Here is a 15,598-nt window from a genome sequence, read left to right on the forward strand (position 1 = left end):
GGAAATCATAATCAGGCCCTGTTCTGTCGGAGTTCGAATGCCCCTTCCCACTTGCCGCGTGATCGCCGCGGCCGCCCTGTTCGCCGCCCTGCAAGCCCACGCCCAGGATGCCGTCGCGCCGGCCACTCCCGCCGAGGCACCGACGAACTCGGCCATGGACGCGCCGTTGTTCTACCAGCTGCTGATCGGCGAACTTGAGCTGCAGAGCGGCCAGGCCGGCGTCGCCTTCCAGGTGCTGCTGGACGCCGCGCGCCGTACCGGCGACGAGGAGCTGTTCAAGCGCGTCGTCAACATCGCCGTGCAGGCTCGTGCGGGTGACCAGGCCCTGATGGCCGCACGCGCCTGGGCCGAGACAGTGCCAACGTCGGCCGAGGCGCTGCAGAACTGCGTGCAACTGTTGGCCGTCATGAACAAGCCCGCCGAAGTACCCACGCCGCTGGCGAGCTTGCTGCGCGTTGCGCCCGCTCCGCAGCGCCCCGGGCTCATCCTCGCGCTTCCCCGCCTGTTCCAGCGCTCGCCCGATCCCAAGGCCGTGCTCACGGCACTGCGCCCGGTGCTGCAGGCCCAGACCGGCCCGCTCAAGCCCGCCGCCCTGTACACCGAGGCCCGCCTGTCCATCAATGCCGGCGAGAACGCGCGCGCACTTGGGCTGACCCGCGAACTCAACCAACTCGTTCCCGACAACGATGACGCGATGCAACTGGCCGTCGACCTCATGCCCACGGAGCCGCAGGCCGAAGGGCTGATCACCGCCAGGCTGCAGCAGTCGCCCGAGCAGCATGCGCTGCGCCAGGCCTATGCCCGCGCGCTGATCCTGGCGCAGCGCCCGGCCGACGCCGCGCGTGAGTTCCGCCTGTTGACCGAGGCGACGCCCGACAACCCCGCCCCCTGGCTGGCCCTCGGCGCCACCGAACTGGAGCTCAAGCATGCTGCCGCCGCTGAGGCTGCCCTGCGCGAGGCCCTGAAGCGGCTGGACACGCCGGCCTCAGGCACCGATGCCGAGATCAAGGCCCGCGCCGAGGGCCGCCAGCAGGCCTGGCTGATGCTGTCCCAGGCGGCCGAGCAACGCGGCGATCTCAAGGCCGCCGAGGCGGCACTGCAAAAAGTGGACGGCAACGGCCTGGAGCTGCGCTACCGCCGGGCCAGTCTGCTGGCTCGGCAAGGGAAGCTGCCTGAGGCCCGCAAGCTGCTGCAACCGGCAACCGATGCCAGCGATGCCGACGCCCGAGCCGCGCTGCTTGCCGAAGCCCAGCTGATGCGCGAGCAGCGCGACTACACGGCCTCACTGGCCGTCCTCAAGACCGCCACCACCCGCTTCCCGGCCGACGCCGATCTCGTCTACGAACAGGCCATGATGACCGAGAAGGCAGGCCGCTTCGATGAAATGGAGAGCCTCTTGCGCCGGGTCATCGAGATCAAGCCCGACTATCACCATGCCTACAACGCCCTGGGCTATTCGCTGGCCGAGCGCAATCTGCGCCTGCCCGAGGCCAAGGAGCTCATCGAACGGGCGCTGAAGCTGGCGCCTGGCGAGCCCTTCATCGTCGACAGCCTGGGCTGGGTTGAGTTCCGCCTGGGCAACCTACCCGAGGCCGCCAAGCTGCTGCGCCAGGCTCATGCCGCCCGCCCCGACGCCGAGATCGCCGCCCACCTCGGCGAGGTGCTGTGGGCCAGCGGCGCCCAGGATGAAGCCCGCCGCGTCTTTGCGGAGGCCACTCAGCGCGACCCCGCCAACGAAGCCCTGCGCGAAACGCTGGACCGGCTGAAGGTCAAGCCGCGATGAGGCTGGCTGCCCTGCTCCTCACACTCGCCGTTGCCGGCTGCGCGCAGCTGCCTCAGGCGCCGCCCGCTGGCCAGGAGTCGCGGCTCAGCGGCCGCATCAGCGTGACCGTGGCCGGCGATGCGCACAACCGCGGCACTGGCGGCGCGGCCAGCTTCGAGCTTTTCGGCGGCCCGCAGGCGGGGCGGCTGGAACTGACTTCGCCGCTCGGCGCCCTTGTGGCCCGCGCGAACTGGCAGCCCGGCCGCGTCACGCTGCAGACGCCCGGCGACGAGCGCCGCTTCGACGACCTCGACGCATTGACCCGCGAGCTGCTGGGCGAGCCGGTGCCGGTTGCCGCGCTGTTTGACTGGCTGCAGGCCCGACCCTGGCCCGCCGCGCCACACCGCACGACGACGAGCGGCTTCGAGCAACTGGGCTGGCGCATCGAACCCAAGCTGCCCGCCCTCGTCGCCACGCGCCTGGCCGAACCCACCGTCACGCTGCGCGCCCGGCTGGACAGCGGCGAATGAAGGCGCTGTACGACCTGGCCGCGCCCGCCAAGCTCAACCTCTTTCTGCATGTGGTCGGCAAGCGGCCTGATGGCTACCACCTGTTGCAGTCGGTCTTTGTGCTGATCGATTGGGCAGACACATTGCATGTGGAAACTCGCGCAGATGGACGGTTGCATCGCCACGATGTGCTCGCAGGCGACCTGCCCGCCGACGACCTCTGCCTGCGTGCCGCCCGCCTGCTGCAAACCGAGACCGGCTGCACGCTCGGCGCCGATATCCATCTCGAAAAGCGCCTGCCCGCCGGTGCCGGCATGGGCGGCGGCTCGTCGGATGCGGCGACCACACTGCTGGCGCTGAACCGGCTCTGGGATCTGCGCCTGCCGCTGGACCGCTTGATGGCGCTCGGCCTGAAGCTCGGTGCCGACCTGCCCTTCTTCCTCGGCGGCGGCCCGGCCTTTGTCGAAGGCATCGGCGAAATCCTGCATCCACTGACCTTGCCCGAACAGCGCTTCGCCGTGCTCAAGGGCCCGGCCGGGCTGGCGACCAAGGACATCTTTTCGAGCCCACTCTTGGCAAGGAGCGAAAACCTGGCTATAGTCGCGGGCTTTCCCGCCCTGGCTGGAACTGCAGAAAAACTGGTGAATGGCTTTGGTCACAACGACCTCCAGCCAGCCGCTGAAAGTATCAGCAGTGAAGTGCAAGACGCGGTAGCGTGCATGTCGAAGCAATTCGGCAACGCCCGGATGACGGGCTCAGGCGCTGCGGTGTTTTCAGTACTCGCCGGGAACGGAAAAGATGGCAATGACGACCAGTCCCTGGCGACATTACTGCGGGCCAGACCTGCGGAGTGGACCGGTCGAATCTGCCGCAGTCTGGCTCAACACCCGCTCGCGGGCTGGGCCGGCTGACAAAGTTAAAGGGGTTCGGCCGCTCGGCCGGGTCCTGTGTAGGGGAGTCGCCAAGTTGGTCAAGGCATCGGATTTTGATTCCGACATGCGAGGGTTCGAGTCCTTCCTCCCCTGCCAAATGTTTTCCGTACTTCGCTGAACCGGCTGCGCATTCAGCGGGCCACTGACTCAAGGAAGCCCAGTGCTGCTCAACACGGTTCTCTTCACCGGCAACGCGAACCCGGTCCTCTCTCAGGAAATCGCTACCCATCTCGGTCTCGAGCTGGGCAAGGCCGTCGTCGGGCGTTTCTCCGACGGAGAAGTCACTGTCGAGATCCAGCAGAACGTGCGCGCCCGCGATGTCTTCGTCATCCAGCCCACCTGCGCGCCGACGAACGAGAACCTGATGGAGTTGCTGATCATGGCGGACGCGCTCAAGCGCTCCAGCGCCCGCCGCGTCACTGCCGTCATCCCCTACTACGGCTACGCCCGCCAGGACCGCCGCCCGCGTTCCACCCGCGTGCCGATCTCGGCCAAGGTCGTGGCGAACTGCCTTGAGACCGTTGGCGTCGAGCGCGTGCTGACCATGGACCTGCACGCCGACCAGATCCAGGGCTTCTTCGACATCCCGGTCGACAACATCTACGCGTCGCCCGTCCTGCTATCGGACCTGAAGAGCCGCAACTACAGCGACCTCGTCGTCGTGTCGCCTGACGTCGGCGGCGTGGTGCGTGCGCGTGCCTTGGCCAAGCAACTCGGCTGCGATCTGGCCATCATCGACAAGCGCCGCCCCGCCGCCAACGTGTCCGAGGTGATGCACGTCATCGGCGAGATCGACGGCCGCAATTGCGTGATCATGGATGACATGATCGACACCGCCGGCACCCTGGTGAAGGCGGCCGAGGTGCTGAAGGCTCGCGGCGCCAAGAGCGTGTTCGCCTACTGCACCCATCCCATCCTGTCGGGCCCGGCCATCGAGCGCATCGCCGGTTCGCAGCTGGACGAAGTCGTCATCACCAACACCATTCCGCTGACCGACGCGGCCAAGGCCTGCAAGAAGATCCGCCAGCTGTCGGTGGCCTTCCTGTTCGCCGAGACCATCCGCCGCATCTCTGATGGCGAGTCGGTCACCTCCCTTTTCTCCGAGCAGAACAACAACTTCTGATCGGAATACACGGCCGTCGCAAGACGGCTTTTTCAAACGGTGCCTGGTCGCGGGTGCCGTTCTCTTTTGGAGAAAACCATGAAGTTTGTCGCTTTTGAGCGCAAGTTGCAGGGGACCGGAGCGAGCCGCCGCCTGCGAGTGGCCGGCAAGGTGCCGGGCATTGTTTTTGGCGCCGGTGAGCCCGTCATGATCGAACTCGATCACAACGCGCTGTTCCACGCCCTCAAGAAGGAAGCCTTCCACAGCTCGCTGCTGGACATGGAACTGGCTGGCGCCACCACGCAAGTGCTGCTGCGCGATTTCCAGATGCACCCGTACAAGCCGCAAGTTCTGCACTGCGACTTCCAGCGCGTGGACGCCACGACCAAGATCACGAAGAAAGTGCCCCTGCACTTCATCGGTGAAGAGGTCTCGCCGGCAGTCAAGACCGATCACTGCACGGTCAACCACGTCGTGACCGAGCTGCTGATCACCTGCCTGGCCAAGCAACTGCCCGAGTTCATCGAGGTGGATCTATCGGGCCTGACCCAGGGTCACTCGCTGCACGTCAACGACATCAAGCTGCCGGAAGGCATCAAGGTCGTCACGCACGGCAAGCCGAACCCCGTCATCGCAACGCCGGTCGCGCCGGTTGCTGAAGAAGTCATCGTTGCCGCCGCTCCGGTGGCCGACGACGGCAAGAAGAAGAAGAAGAAGTAATTTCTTCGAGGCTTCCAGCCAAGACGAGGGGCTCCGCAAGGAGCCCTTTTTTTTGCTTTTATTGCGCCTGCAACCTGCCGCCCAGGTTCTTCAGCAGCAGATTGGCCGCCACCAACTGGCGGTTGCGCGCAGACAGCAGGTTGGCTTCAGCCGAGAGCAGCGAACTCTGCGCCGCACTGACGTTCAGGAAGCTGACCGTGCCGGCGCGGTACTGGGCCAGCACGATGTCGAGGTTGCGCTGGGCGGCCTCGAAAGCGTCGCGCTGCAGGGCCAGCGCCGCGCCGGATTCGGCGAACTGCACGAGGTTGTCCTCGACCTCCTGGAAGGCCGTCAGCACCGCCTGGCGGTAGTTGGCGGTGGCGGCATCGGCCGAGGCGCGCGCCTGGGCCGAGGCCAGCTTGCGCTGACCGCCGTCAAAGATGGGCTGCGCCACGGCCGCACCGATGCTCCACAGCAGATTGGGCGCCGAAATCAGGTTGGACCAGGACGAGCCGCGGTAGCCGGCGCTGGCCGACAGGTCGATGGACGGAAAGAAGGCCGCATCGGCGATGCCGATCTGCGCATACGCCGCCGTCTGGCGGGCACGCGCGGCGGCGATGTCGGGGCGCTGGGCCAGCATCGTCGACGGGACCAGGTCTGGCACCGGGGGCAGCTCAGGAAGCCGAGAACTGGGGAGCAGCTGGAACTGCCCCGGCAGCTTGCCGAGCTGGGCGGCGATGGCATGCTCGATCTGAGCGCGCTCGGTGCGCATGTCGCTGAGCTGCGACTGCACGCTGCGCAGCTGGGTGCGCGCCTGCAGCACATCGGTCTGCGCAACCACGCCACTGGCGTACCGGACCTCCGTCAGCTCCAGCGCGCGCTGGTTGGCATTCACCGTGCGCTCCAGCAGCGCCTGCTGCGCCTCGGCGGTGCGCAAAGCGAAATAGCTTTGCGTCAGCGTCGCCTGCGCCGACAGGCGCAGCGCGGCCAGATCAGCCTGATTGGCCCGGTAGTTCGCGCCGGCGGCCTTGACGCCTTCGGCGAGGCGCCCCCACAGGTCGACCTCCCAGGCCGCGTTGGCGGTCAGCGAGTTGTTGGTCGACACGGTGCGTTGGCCGTTGCCGTTCTCAGCCGAGGCGGATCGGGTGCTGCCGGCGCCGACGGACAACGTGGGGAAGATCGCCGAGCGGCTGGCTGCAAGCACCGCGCGGGCCGACGCAACCTGGGCCAGCGCCGCGGCAAGGTTCTGGTTGCCGACGACGAGGTCGGCCTGCAGGCTGTCCAGCACCGGGTCCTTGAACATCGTCCACCAGGCCTCGGGCACGGCGACCTCGGGCGCCACGCGCCGCCATTCGGGCGAGCCCGTGAAGTGCTCGGGCGGCGGGGCATCCGCAGGCGGGTGCTGCGAGGTCACGGCACAGCCGGCAAGCAGCAGCGCGACGGTCAAGGGAGCAAGGGCAGTCTTAAGCATGGCTCAGGTCGCCGTCTGGATGACAACTGTACGAGCTGGCGCGCGCTTCTTGCGGCTCAGCCTGTCCATGCAGCAGAACACGACGGGCGTGGTGTAGAGGGTCAGCAGCTGGCTCAGCAGCAGGCCGCCGACGATGGAGATGCCCAGCGGCACGCGCAACTCGGCCCCTTCACCGTGGCCCAGGGCCAGCGGCACGGCGCCGAAGACAGCCGCCACCGTCGTCATCAGGATGGGCCGCAGCCGCAGCAGCGCCGCGCGGTAGATGGCTGCACCGGGCGACAGCCGGCTGCCGCGCTCCTCGGCGGCGTGCTGGGCCGAGATGGCGAAGTCCAGCATCATGATGGCGTTCTTCTTGACGATGCCGATCAAGAGGATGACGCCGATCAGCGCAATGATGGTGAAGTCGGTCTTGAAGGCCATCAGCGCCAGCAGCGCGCCGACGCCGGCCGACGGCAGCGTCGACAGGATGGTGATCGGGTGGATAAGGCTCTCGTAGAGCATGCCCAGCACCAAATAGATGGTCACGACAGCCGCAAGGATCAGCAGAGGCTGGGACTTCAGCGAGGCCTGGAAGGCCTGGGCCGTTCCCTGGAAGCTGCCGCGCACCGACACCGGCGCGCCGCTGCCGGCCACGGCATCGTTGATGGCTGCCACGGCGTCGGACAGCGACACACCCTCCGCCAGGTTGAAGCTGATGGTGCTGGCCGGCGTGCCGCTCTGGTGGTTGACGGACAGCGGCGTGTTCGTCACTTCCACGCGCGCCACGGCCGACATCGGCACCTGCTTGCCGCCGCTGCTCGTCAGCATCAGCCGGTCCAGCGTCTGCGGGCTTTGCAGCCAGACGGGCGCAAGCTCCATGACGACGCGGTACTGGTTCAGCGGGTTGTAGATGACGCCGACCTGGCGCTGGCCGAAGGCGTTGTTCAGCGTGGCATCAAAGGCGCTCATCGTGATGCCCAGCCGCGCCAGCGCGTCGCGGTCGACGACCAGCGAAGTCTGCGTGCCCTTGTCCTGCTGGTCGGTGTTGACGTCGGTGATCTCGGGCACCTCGGTCAGCGCGCGGCGGATGCGCGGCTCCCAGGTGCGCAGGTCGCTCAGATCGTCGGCCTGCAGCGTGTATTGCAGCGAGGCATTGGACTGGCGGCCGCCGATGCGGATGTCCTGCACCGGCGCCATGAACAGGTTGGCGCCCGGCACCCTGGCCAGCTTGCCGCGCAGCCGGTTGATGACGGCATCGATGCTCTCGTTGCGCTCGGCCTGCGACTTCAGGCTGATGAACATGTTGGCGCTGTTGCGCTGGCCGCCGCCGGTGAAGCCGGTCACGTTGGCCACGGCCGGGTCGGCCCGCACGATGTCGTGGAAGGTGCGCAGCTTGATCTGCATGGCCTGGAAGGAGCTGGCCTGGTCGGCCTGCACGCCGCCGATCATCAGCCCGGTGTCCTGCTGCGGGAAGAAGCCCTTGGGGATGGTCATGTACAGGTGCACGTTCAGCGCGACGACGCCGGCCAGCACCAGCAACGCGATGGGCTGATGGCGCAATGTCCAGCGCAGCGTGCGGCGGTAGCCCCGCATCAGCCCGCGCTGCAGCCGCGCCAGCCGCTGGCCGAAACGCCCGGACTTCTTCGCCTCGGCGTGCGGCTTGAGCAGCGTCGCCGCCATCATCGGCGTGGTGGTCAGCGACACGACCATGGACACCAGGATGGCCACCGACAGCACGACCGCGAACTCGCGGAACAGCCGCCCGACAATGCCGCCCATCGCGAGGATGGGAATGAAGACGGCGATCAGGCTCAGCGAGATGGAGATGACGGTGAAGCCAATCTCCCTGGCGCCCGTCAGCGCCGCCTCGCGGGGCGGCATGCCGCGCTCGATGTGGCGCGAGATGTTCTCCAGCACGACGATGGCGTCGTCGACGACGAAACCGGTGGCCACCGTCATCGCCATCAACGACAGGTTGTCGATGCTGTAGCCCAGCAGGTACATGAAGCCGCAGGTGCCGGCCAGCGACACCGGCACGGCCACGGCCGGCAGCAGGGCTGCGCGAAAGCGCCGCAGGAAGATGAAGACGACCACGATGACCAGGCCGAAGGAGATCGCCAGCGTGCGCTGCACTTCCTTGATGCTGCCGCGGATGGTGGACGTGCGGTCCATGACGACGTCGACATTGATGGCCGGCGAGATGGAGGCGCGCAGTTGCGGCAGCAGCGCCCGCACCGTGTCGACGGTCTTGATGATGTTGGCGCTGGGCGCCTTGTTCAGGATCAGCAACACGGCGGAGCGGCCGTTGGCCAGGCCGTCGTTGCGCAGGTCCTGCACGCTGTCCTCGATGGCCGCCACATCGCGCAGCTGCACGGCGGCGCCGCTCTTGTAGCTCAGCACCAGGGGCGCGTAGTCGCTGGCCAGGCGAGCCTGGTCGTTGGCGGTGATCTGCCAGTAGCGATCCCCGCTCTCCAGTTGGCCCTTGGGCCGGTTGGCATTCGTCGCGACGACGGCAGCCCTGACCTGATCCAGCGAGAGCCCTTGAGCCGACAGCTTGTTCGGGTCCAGCTCGATGCGCACCGCGGGCAAGGCACCGCCGCCGACACTGACCTGGCCGACGCCCTCCACTTGCGACAGCCGCTGCGCGAGTACCGTGGACGCGGCGTCATACATCTGGCCGCGCGTCAGTGTGTCGGAGGTCAGCGCCACGATCATGATGGGCGCGTCGGCCGGGTTGACCTTGCGGTAGCTCGGGTTGCTCGGCATGCCGGTGGGCAGCAGGGCACGCGAGGCATTGATGCCGGCCTGCACGTCGCGCGCGGCACTGTCGATGTCGCGGCTGAGGTCGAACTGCAGCGTGACGCGGCTGCTACCCAGCGACGAGGACGAGGTGATCTCGGTCACGCCGGCGATGCTGCCGAGCGTGCGCTCCAGCGGTGTGGCGACGGTCGCGGCCATGGTGTCAGGGCTGGCACCGGGCAGGGAGGCGCTGACCGAGATGGTCGGGAACTCGACCTGCGGCAGCGGCGCGATGGGCAGCAGCAGGTAGGCGATGGCACCGGCCAGCGCCAGGCCGCAGGTGATCAGCGTCGTGCCGATGGGGCGCTCGACGAAGACGCGCGAAAGGTTCACGCCGCGGCCCCTTCTTCAGTGCGGGGCTTGCGGCCGCGCTTGAGCCGGGCGGCCAGCGCGGCGAAGCCCAGATAGATGACCGGCGTCGTGAACAGCGTCAGCAGCTGGCTGACGATCAAGCCACCAACCATGACGACGCCCAACGGATGGCGCAGCTCGCTGCCCACACCCGTGCCCAGCATCAGCGGCAGTGCACCCAGCAATGCCGCCATCGTCGTCATCAGGATGGGCCTGAAGCGCGTCATCGCGGCCTGGTGGATGGCCTCCCGCGGCTTCATCCCCATCTCGCGTTCCGCATCGAGGGCGAAGTCGATCATCATGATCGCGTTCTTCTTCACGATGCCGATCAGCAGCACGATGCCGATGATGGCGATGATGCCCAGGTCCAGGCGGAACACCAGAAGGGCCAGCAGGGCCCCCAGGCCCGCCGACGGCAGCGTGGACAGGATGGTCAGCGGGTGGATGGTGCTCTCGTAGAGCACGCCCAGCACGATGTACATCGTCACGATGGCCGCCAGGATCAGCAGTAGCGTGCTGGTCAGCGACGCCTGGAAAGCCAGTGCCGCGCCCTCGAAGCGCGTCTCGACGCTCAGCGGCAGCTGCAACGCATCGACCTCGGCGCGGACCGCCTTGACCGCTTCGCCCAGCGACGCACCGGGCGCGAGGTTGAACGAAAGGGTCGAGGACGGGAACTGCGCCACATGGTTGACGGCCAGCGGCGCCAGCTTCTCGCTGAAGCGCGCCACCGAGCTGAGCGGCACCTGCACACCACCGGCGCCGGGCACGTAGAGGCGCTTCAGGCCGTCCAGACCCTGGCGGTACTCGGGCGCCACTTCCAGCACGACGCGGTACTGGTTGCTCTGCGTGAAGATGGTCGAGATCAGCCGCTGGCCAAAGGCGCTGTACAGCGCGCTGTCGATGGCCGCCACGCTGACGCCCAGCCGCCCGGCGGCGTCGCGGTCGATGTCTACATAGGCCTGCAGGCCCTTCTCCTGCTGGTCGCTGGCCACGTCGGCGATCTGGCTCAGGCCACGCAGGCGTTCGAGCACGGCGGTGGTCGAGCGGCTCAGTTCCGCGGAGTCGGGTGAGCTCAGCGTGAACTGGTATTGCGTCTTGGCGATGCGGTCCTCGATGGTCAGGTCCTGCACCGGCTGCAGATACAGCGCAATGCCGGGTTCGCTGGCGGCCGCGTCGGCGATGCGGCGCGCCACCTCGGCCGCGCTTGCACCACGGCCCTCCTTGGGCTTGAGCGAGATCTGCAGCCGGCCCTGGTTCAGCGTCGTGTTGCCGCCGTCCACGCCGATGAAGGAAGACACGCTCTCCACCGCGGGGTCCTTCAGCACGCGCTCGGCCAAGCGCTGCTGGTGCTCGGCCATTGCGCCGAATGAAGTCGACTGGGCCGCCTCGGTGATGCCCTGCAACTGGCCCGTGTCCTGCACCGGAAAGAAGCCCTTGGGCACGAGCAGGTAGAGGACGCCGGTCAGGCCCAGCGTGGCGATGAAGACGACCAGCGTCGCAGCCGAGCGGTCCAGCACCCAGTTCAGCATGCGGCCATAGGCGGCGATGGTGTCGTCAAAGGCCTTGCCCACGCGGCGCCACAGCCAGCCGTGGTCTTCGTCATGCTCATGCTTGAGCAGGCGCGCACACATCATCGGCGTCAGCGTAAGCGACACGAAGGCCGAGATCAGGATGGACACGGCCAGCGTGATGGCGAACTCGTGGAAGAGGCGGCCGACCACATCACCCATGAAGAGCAGCGGGATCAGCACGGCAATCAGCGACACGGTCAGCGAGATGATGGTGAAGCCGATCTGCTTGGACCCGGTCAGCGCCGCCTCGTAGGGGCTGACGGCTTCACCGCCCTCCTCCATGTGCCGCGCAATGTTCTCAATCATGACGATGGCGTCGTCCACCACGAAGCCCGTGGAGATCACCAACGCCATCAACGTCAGGTTGTTGATCGAGAACCCCGCCATGTACATGACGCCGAAGGTGCCCACCAGCGACACCGGCACGGCGACGGCCGGGATGATGGTGGCCGGCACGCTGCGCAGGAAGACGAAGATGACGCCGATGACGAGGACGACGGCGAAAAGCAGCTCATGCTGCACATCGGTCACCGAGGCGCGGATGGTGGTGGTGCGGTCGCTGAGCAGTTGCACGTCCAGCGACGCCGGCAGGCTGGCCTGCAGCTGCGGCAGCACGGCGCGCACGCGGTCCACGGTCTCGATGACGTTGGCGCCCGGCTGGCGCTGCACGTTCAGGATGACGGCCGACACGGACGACTTGCCGGCCTGGCCGGCCCAGGCGGCCAGGCGCAGGTTCTCGGCGTCGTCCACCAGCTCGGCCACATCCTTGAGCCGCACCGCATTGCCGTTCTTGTAGGCGATGACGAGGTTGGCGTACTCGGCGGCGCTGCGCAACTGGTCGTTGGCGTCCAGCGTCGAGGCCCGCAGCGGCCCGTCGAAACTGCCCTTGGACTGGTTGACGTTGGCCGCCGAGATGGCGGTGCGCACATCGTCGATGGACAGGCCCAGCGACGCCAGCGCGCCGGGGTTGGCCTGGATGCGCACGGCCGGCCGCCGGCCGCCGGCGATACCCACCAAGCCCACGCCCGGCACCTGCGAAATCTTCTGCGCCAGGCGGCTTTCGACGAGGTCGTGCACCCGCGTGATGGGCAGCGACGTGGAGCTGATGGCGATGGTCAGCACCGGCGCGTCAGCCGGGTTGACCTTGCTGTAGACCGGCGGCATGGGCAGGTCGCTGGGCAGCAGGTTGCTGCCGGCGTTGATGGCGGCCTGCACCTCCTGCTCGGCCACATCGAGCGCCAGGCTCAACTCGAAGCGCAGCGTGATGACGGAAGCACCGCCCGAGCTGGTCGATGACATCTGCGCCAGGCCCGGCATCTGGCCGAACTGGCGCTCCAGCGGCGCCGTGACGGAGGACGTCATCACGTCGGGGCTGGCGCCGGGGTACAGCGTCGTGACCTGGATGGTCGGGTAGTCGACCTCGGGCAGGGCCGACACCGGCAGCAGCCGGTAGGCCAGCGCGCCGGCCAGCACGATGGCCAGCATCAGCAGCGAGGTCGCAACCGGCCGCGCGATGAAAAGGCGTGACGGGTTCATCGGCTTAGTTCGATGGAGCCGAGGCGCGGTGCTGCTGGATCCAGGTGCGACGGTCCTCGGGGCTCATGGCCTTGAGCTTCTCGACCATCTCGGGCGGCACGCGGTCGGCCCAGCGGGGGCGCTCGCCGTCGGCAGCAGCAGCTGCTGCTGCGCTCGCACCGCTGGTACCTGCATTGGCACTGGCACCCGGCGCACTCGCAGCACCCGCGCCGCGTCCACGGCCGCCACGTCCACCCGCACCGGTGGCGCCACCTGCCGGCACCTTGATGACCTCGGCCTTGCCGCCGTCACGCAGGCGGTCGGCGCCGTCGGTGACGACCTGGTCGCCCTCCTTCAGCTCGCCCTGCACGGCGGTGAGATCGCCATCGGTCGCCAGGGTCTGCACCTTGCGCAGCGCCACCTGGCCATCGGTCACGACGTAGACAAAGATGCCCTGCGAGCCGCGCTGCACGGCCGCCGTCGGCACGACGAGCACGCCCTTCAGCGTGTCCAGTTGCAGGCGCACGTTGACGAACTGGTTGGGAAAGAGGCCACCATCCTTGTTCTCGAACAAGGCCTTGACCTTGATGGTGCCGGTGGTGGCGTCAATGGCGTTGTCGGTGCTGGCCACGCGTCCCTCGGCCAGCTTGGTGCGGCGCTCGCGGTCCCAGGCCTGCACGGGCAGGGCCTGCTTGTCGCCCAGCTGCTGGCGGATGCGCGGCAGGCGGGCGTCAGGCACGGCAAAGACGACAGCGGCCGGCTGGGTCTGGGCGATGGTCAGCAGGCCATTGGTATCGCCGGGCGTGATGTTGTTGCCCAGGTCAGCCTGCTTCAGGCCCGCCTGGCCGGCGATGGGCGCGGTGACGCGGGTGTAGGACAGCTGCAACCTGGCGTTGTCCACCGCGGCTTGGTCGGACAGCAGCGTGGCTTCGAGCTGGCGCACCAGGGCCTGCTGGGTGTCCAGCTGCTGGCGCGGCGCGGCCTCCTTGGCGACGAGATCCTTGTAGCGGGCCAGGTCGGCGCGGGCGTTCTCCAGTTGGGCCTGATCGCGGGCCAGCGTGGCCAGGGCCTGGTCGCGGGCGATCTCGTAGGGCTTGGGGTCGATCAAGGCCAGCACCTGGCCGGCCTTCACGGGTTGGCCCTCGCGGAAATAGATTGCCTTCAGCTCGCCGCTGACCTTGGCATGCACCACCGCGGTGTTGGCCGAGGCGATGCTGCCGATGGCGTCCACGACGACGGCCATGTCGCGCCTTTGCACCGCGGCGACCGTGACTGGCTGCGGCCCACTGCGGCCAAAGCGCCCGCCCGCGGGCCTGCCAGGTCCGCCGGCGCCTGATGCGGCGGATGCCGCGCCGGCCGGCCCGTCAGCGGCGCCTTCGCCGCCTCGGCCCTTCCACCACCACGCCGCAGCCGCGATGACGACGACGACAGCTACCGCGACCCAGATCCAGGTTTTATTTCTGCCCTTGGATTCCTTGTTCTGCATTCGGTCCACTCCTGGTTGCAGCCAAGTTTCCCGGCCGAATGTAGCTGCAGCATTGCTGAAGCTGAAAGCTACGATCACGTCCATGATCAAGCTGATGGTGGGCCTGGGCAATCCAGGTGCCGAGTACGAAGACACGCGCCACAACGCCGGTTTCTGGTGGATCGATGGCCTGGCACGGGGCCTCAAGGTGAGCCTGGCGCCCGACAAGGCCTATCACGGGCTGGTGGCCCGCGTGAACCAGGCGCCGGGCGCCAGCGGCCCCATCTGGCTGCTGCAGCCCATGACGTATATGAATCTGTCCGGCAAGTCGGTGGCCGCGCTGGCGCGCTTCTTCAAGATCGCGCCGGAGGAGATCCTGGCCATCCACGATGAGCTGGACCTGCCCCCGGGCGAGATGAAGTTCAAGAAGGGCGGCGGCAACGGCGGCCACAACGGACTGAAGGACATGCAGGCGCAGCTCGGCAGCGGTGACTTCTGGCGGCTGCGGCTGGGCATCGGCCATCCCGGCCACAAGGACGAGGTGGCCGGCTATGTGTTGCGCAGGCCGCCGCTGGCCGAGCGCCAGGCGGTGGAGGATTGCATCGAGAAGAGCTACGGCGCCGTCGAACTGATGCTGCGCGGCGACATGGACAAGGCGCTGGCCAAAATTCACGCCAAGCCGCCGCGACCCAAGCCGCCCAAGCCAGCGGCAATCGAGCAAACTCCCCCCTCATCATGAAGCTGCTGCTGGCCCTGTTCTTCACCCTCCTCATCCTGCCTGCTCAGGCGCAGACGGTGCAGCGCAAGGCCCAGGTCTACCGCTGCGGGCCAGACGGGCGCGACCTGCGTGACTCACCCTGCCCCGGCGGCGCTGGCGAGAGCGCTATCAGTTACGACCAGCCCAGCACGGCTGACAGCCGCGCCGCGCGGGATCGACACCTGGTGGATGCCAAACAGGCCGCCGCGCTGGCCGCCTCGCGCCGTGCCAGCGAGGCCGAGGCCCGCCACCAGCGCGCTGCAGCGGTCGGCCTGCAGTCGGTGCCGGCGCCGGCACCGACCGCCAGCGGCCCGGCAGTGACGCATCTGAAGCCGCCCAAGACGGCCAAGCCGCACAAGCCTTCCGCGGCCGCCAGCGGGCATCGATAGAATCCGCGCCGTTGGTGCTCGCGGCCGCCCTCATGGCGGCCGCAGTTCAACGGGAATCAGGAGGGCAGACCGTGACGCGGCGCGCCTAACCTGAGCTGTCCCCGCAACGGTAAGTGGACGAGGCTCCTGCCTCGGCGTTCGATCCACGACCACTGGCCTCACGGCTGGGAAGGTCTCGAATGCAGCGCCACCAGCCCGGATACCGGCCAACGACGGGGCCACCTCGCGCGCTTGCGCGGTGGCCGTTTTTCAGCCTTGCTGCGGGGGTCAGCACGGCTGGGTGTTCGTTCGCGTCTC

At 67.9% G+C, this 15,598-nt stretch carries 11 protein-coding genes, 1 tRNA gene and 1 riboswitch; of the genes, 8 read left to right on the plus strand and 4 right to left on the minus strand.

Going from position 1 to position 15,598, the window contains the following annotated elements:
* Positions 1-37 precede the first annotated feature (37 nt).
* From ASC95_RS26300 to ASC95_RS26325, 6 genes are all read left to right on the plus strand, one after another.
* Positions 38-1,783, plus strand: coding sequence for a tetratricopeptide repeat protein (locus ASC95_RS26300; RefSeq protein ID WP_057300650.1), 1,746 nt, complete (start codon positions 38-40; stop codon positions 1,781-1,783).
* Entirely contained in the window at positions 1,780-2,292 is a 513-nt protein-coding gene (locus ASC95_RS26305; RefSeq protein ID WP_057300651.1) for an outer membrane lipoprotein LolB, read from the plus strand. The genes ASC95_RS26300 and ASC95_RS26305 overlap by 4 nt, the downstream gene beginning before the upstream one ends.
* Positions 2,289-3,182, plus strand: coding sequence for a 4-(cytidine 5'-diphospho)-2-C-methyl-D-erythritol kinase (ispE, locus tag ASC95_RS26310; protein ID WP_057300652.1), 894 nt, complete (start codon positions 2,289-2,291; stop codon positions 3,180-3,182). Before ASC95_RS26305 ends, ispE begins: the two co-directional genes overlap by 4 nt.
* A 40-nt stretch (positions 3,183-3,222) precedes the next feature.
* Positions 3,223-3,299, plus strand: a tRNA-Gln gene (locus ASC95_RS26315).
* Between the two features lie 64 nt (positions 3,300-3,363).
* Positions 3,364-4,326 (plus strand): ribose-phosphate pyrophosphokinase, encoded by a 963-nt coding sequence (locus ASC95_RS26320; RefSeq protein ID WP_057300653.1) that lies wholly within the window; start codon positions 3,364-3,366, stop codon positions 4,324-4,326.
* Between the two features lie 78 nt (positions 4,327-4,404).
* Positions 4,405-5,025, plus strand: coding sequence for a 50S ribosomal protein L25/general stress protein Ctc (locus tag ASC95_RS26325; RefSeq protein WP_057300786.1), 621 nt, complete (start codon positions 4,405-4,407; stop codon positions 5,023-5,025).
* Positions 5,026-5,083: 58 nt separating this feature from the next.
* On the opposite strand, the gene ASC95_RS26330 is transcribed toward ASC95_RS26325, so the two are convergent.
* Genes ASC95_RS26330 through ASC95_RS26345 form a run of 4 tightly spaced genes read right to left on the minus strand, consistent with a single transcriptional unit; the run spans position 5,084 to position 14,176 of the window.
* Positions 5,084-6,475: an efflux transporter outer membrane subunit gene (locus ASC95_RS26330; protein WP_057300654.1), complete on the minus strand. Its 1,392-nt coding sequence runs from the start codon at positions 6,473-6,475 to the stop codon at positions 5,084-5,086.
* A gap of 3 nt (positions 6,476-6,478) precedes the next feature.
* Entirely contained in the window at positions 6,479-9,586 is a 3,108-nt protein-coding gene (locus ASC95_RS26335; RefSeq protein ID WP_057300655.1) for a multidrug efflux RND transporter permease subunit, read from the minus strand.
* Positions 9,583-12,711 carry an MdtB/MuxB family multidrug efflux RND transporter permease subunit gene (locus tag ASC95_RS26340; RefSeq protein WP_057300656.1) on the minus strand — a complete coding sequence of 1,043 codons (3,129 nt, stop codon included), beginning with the start codon at positions 12,709-12,711 and terminating at the stop codon, positions 9,583-9,585. Before ASC95_RS26340 ends, ASC95_RS26335 begins: the two co-directional genes overlap by 4 nt.
* Positions 12,712-12,715: 4 nt before the next feature.
* On the minus strand, positions 12,716-14,176 hold the full coding sequence (locus ASC95_RS26345; protein WP_057300657.1) for an MdtA/MuxA family multidrug efflux RND transporter periplasmic adaptor subunit: 1,461 nt from the start codon (positions 14,174-14,176) through the stop codon (positions 12,716-12,718).
* Between the two features lie 82 nt (positions 14,177-14,258).
* Between ASC95_RS26345 and pth the strand changes: the two genes are divergently transcribed.
* Complete coding sequence (gene pth / locus ASC95_RS26350; RefSeq protein WP_057300658.1) at positions 14,259-14,894, plus strand: aminoacyl-tRNA hydrolase; 636 nt, start codon at positions 14,259-14,261, stop codon at positions 14,892-14,894.
* Positions 14,891-15,301: a hypothetical protein gene (locus tag ASC95_RS26355; protein ID WP_057300659.1), complete on the plus strand. Its 411-nt coding sequence runs from the start codon at positions 14,891-14,893 to the stop codon at positions 15,299-15,301. Before pth ends, ASC95_RS26355 begins: the two co-directional genes overlap by 4 nt.
* Positions 15,297-15,527, plus strand: a riboswitch (cobalamin riboswitch). (Overlaps the previous gene by 5 nt.)
* The last annotated feature ends 71 nt before the right edge of the window (positions 15,528-15,598 follow it).

The sequence above is a fragment of the Pelomonas sp. Root1217 genome, assembly GCF_001425705.1.
Lineage (GTDB): Bacteria > Pseudomonadota > Gammaproteobacteria > Burkholderiales > Burkholderiaceae_C > Pelomonas.

Bases quoted from the DNA above. Each gene is read 5' to 3' on its own strand.
- ASC95_RS26340 (WP_057300656.1), bottom strand. From the start codon at position 12,711: ATGAACCCGTCACGCCTTTTCATCGCGCGGCCGGTTGCGACCTCGCTG.
- pth (WP_057300658.1), top strand. From the start codon at position 14,259: ATGATCAAGCTGATGGTGGGCCTGGGCAATCCAGGTGCCGAGTACGAA.
- ASC95_RS26300 (WP_057300650.1), top strand. From the start codon at position 38: ATGCCCCTTCCCACTTGCCGCGTGATCGCCGCGGCCGCCCTGTTCGCC.
- ASC95_RS26330 (WP_057300654.1), bottom strand. From the start codon at position 6,475: ATGCTTAAGACTGCCCTTGCTCCCTTGACCGTCGCGCTGCTGCTTGCC.
- ASC95_RS26305 (WP_057300651.1), top strand. From the start codon at position 1,780: ATGAGGCTGGCTGCCCTGCTCCTCACACTCGCCGTTGCCGGCTGCGCG.
- ASC95_RS26345 (WP_057300657.1), bottom strand. From the start codon at position 14,176: ATGCAGAACAAGGAATCCAAGGGCAGAAATAAAACCTGGATCTGGGTC.
- ASC95_RS26325 (WP_057300786.1), top strand. From the start codon at position 4,405: ATGAAGTTTGTCGCTTTTGAGCGCAAGTTGCAGGGGACCGGAGCGAGC.
- ispE (WP_057300652.1), top strand. From the start codon at position 2,289: ATGAAGGCGCTGTACGACCTGGCCGCGCCCGCCAAGCTCAACCTCTTT.
- ASC95_RS26355 (WP_057300659.1), top strand. From the start codon at position 14,891: ATGAAGCTGCTGCTGGCCCTGTTCTTCACCCTCCTCATCCTGCCTGCT.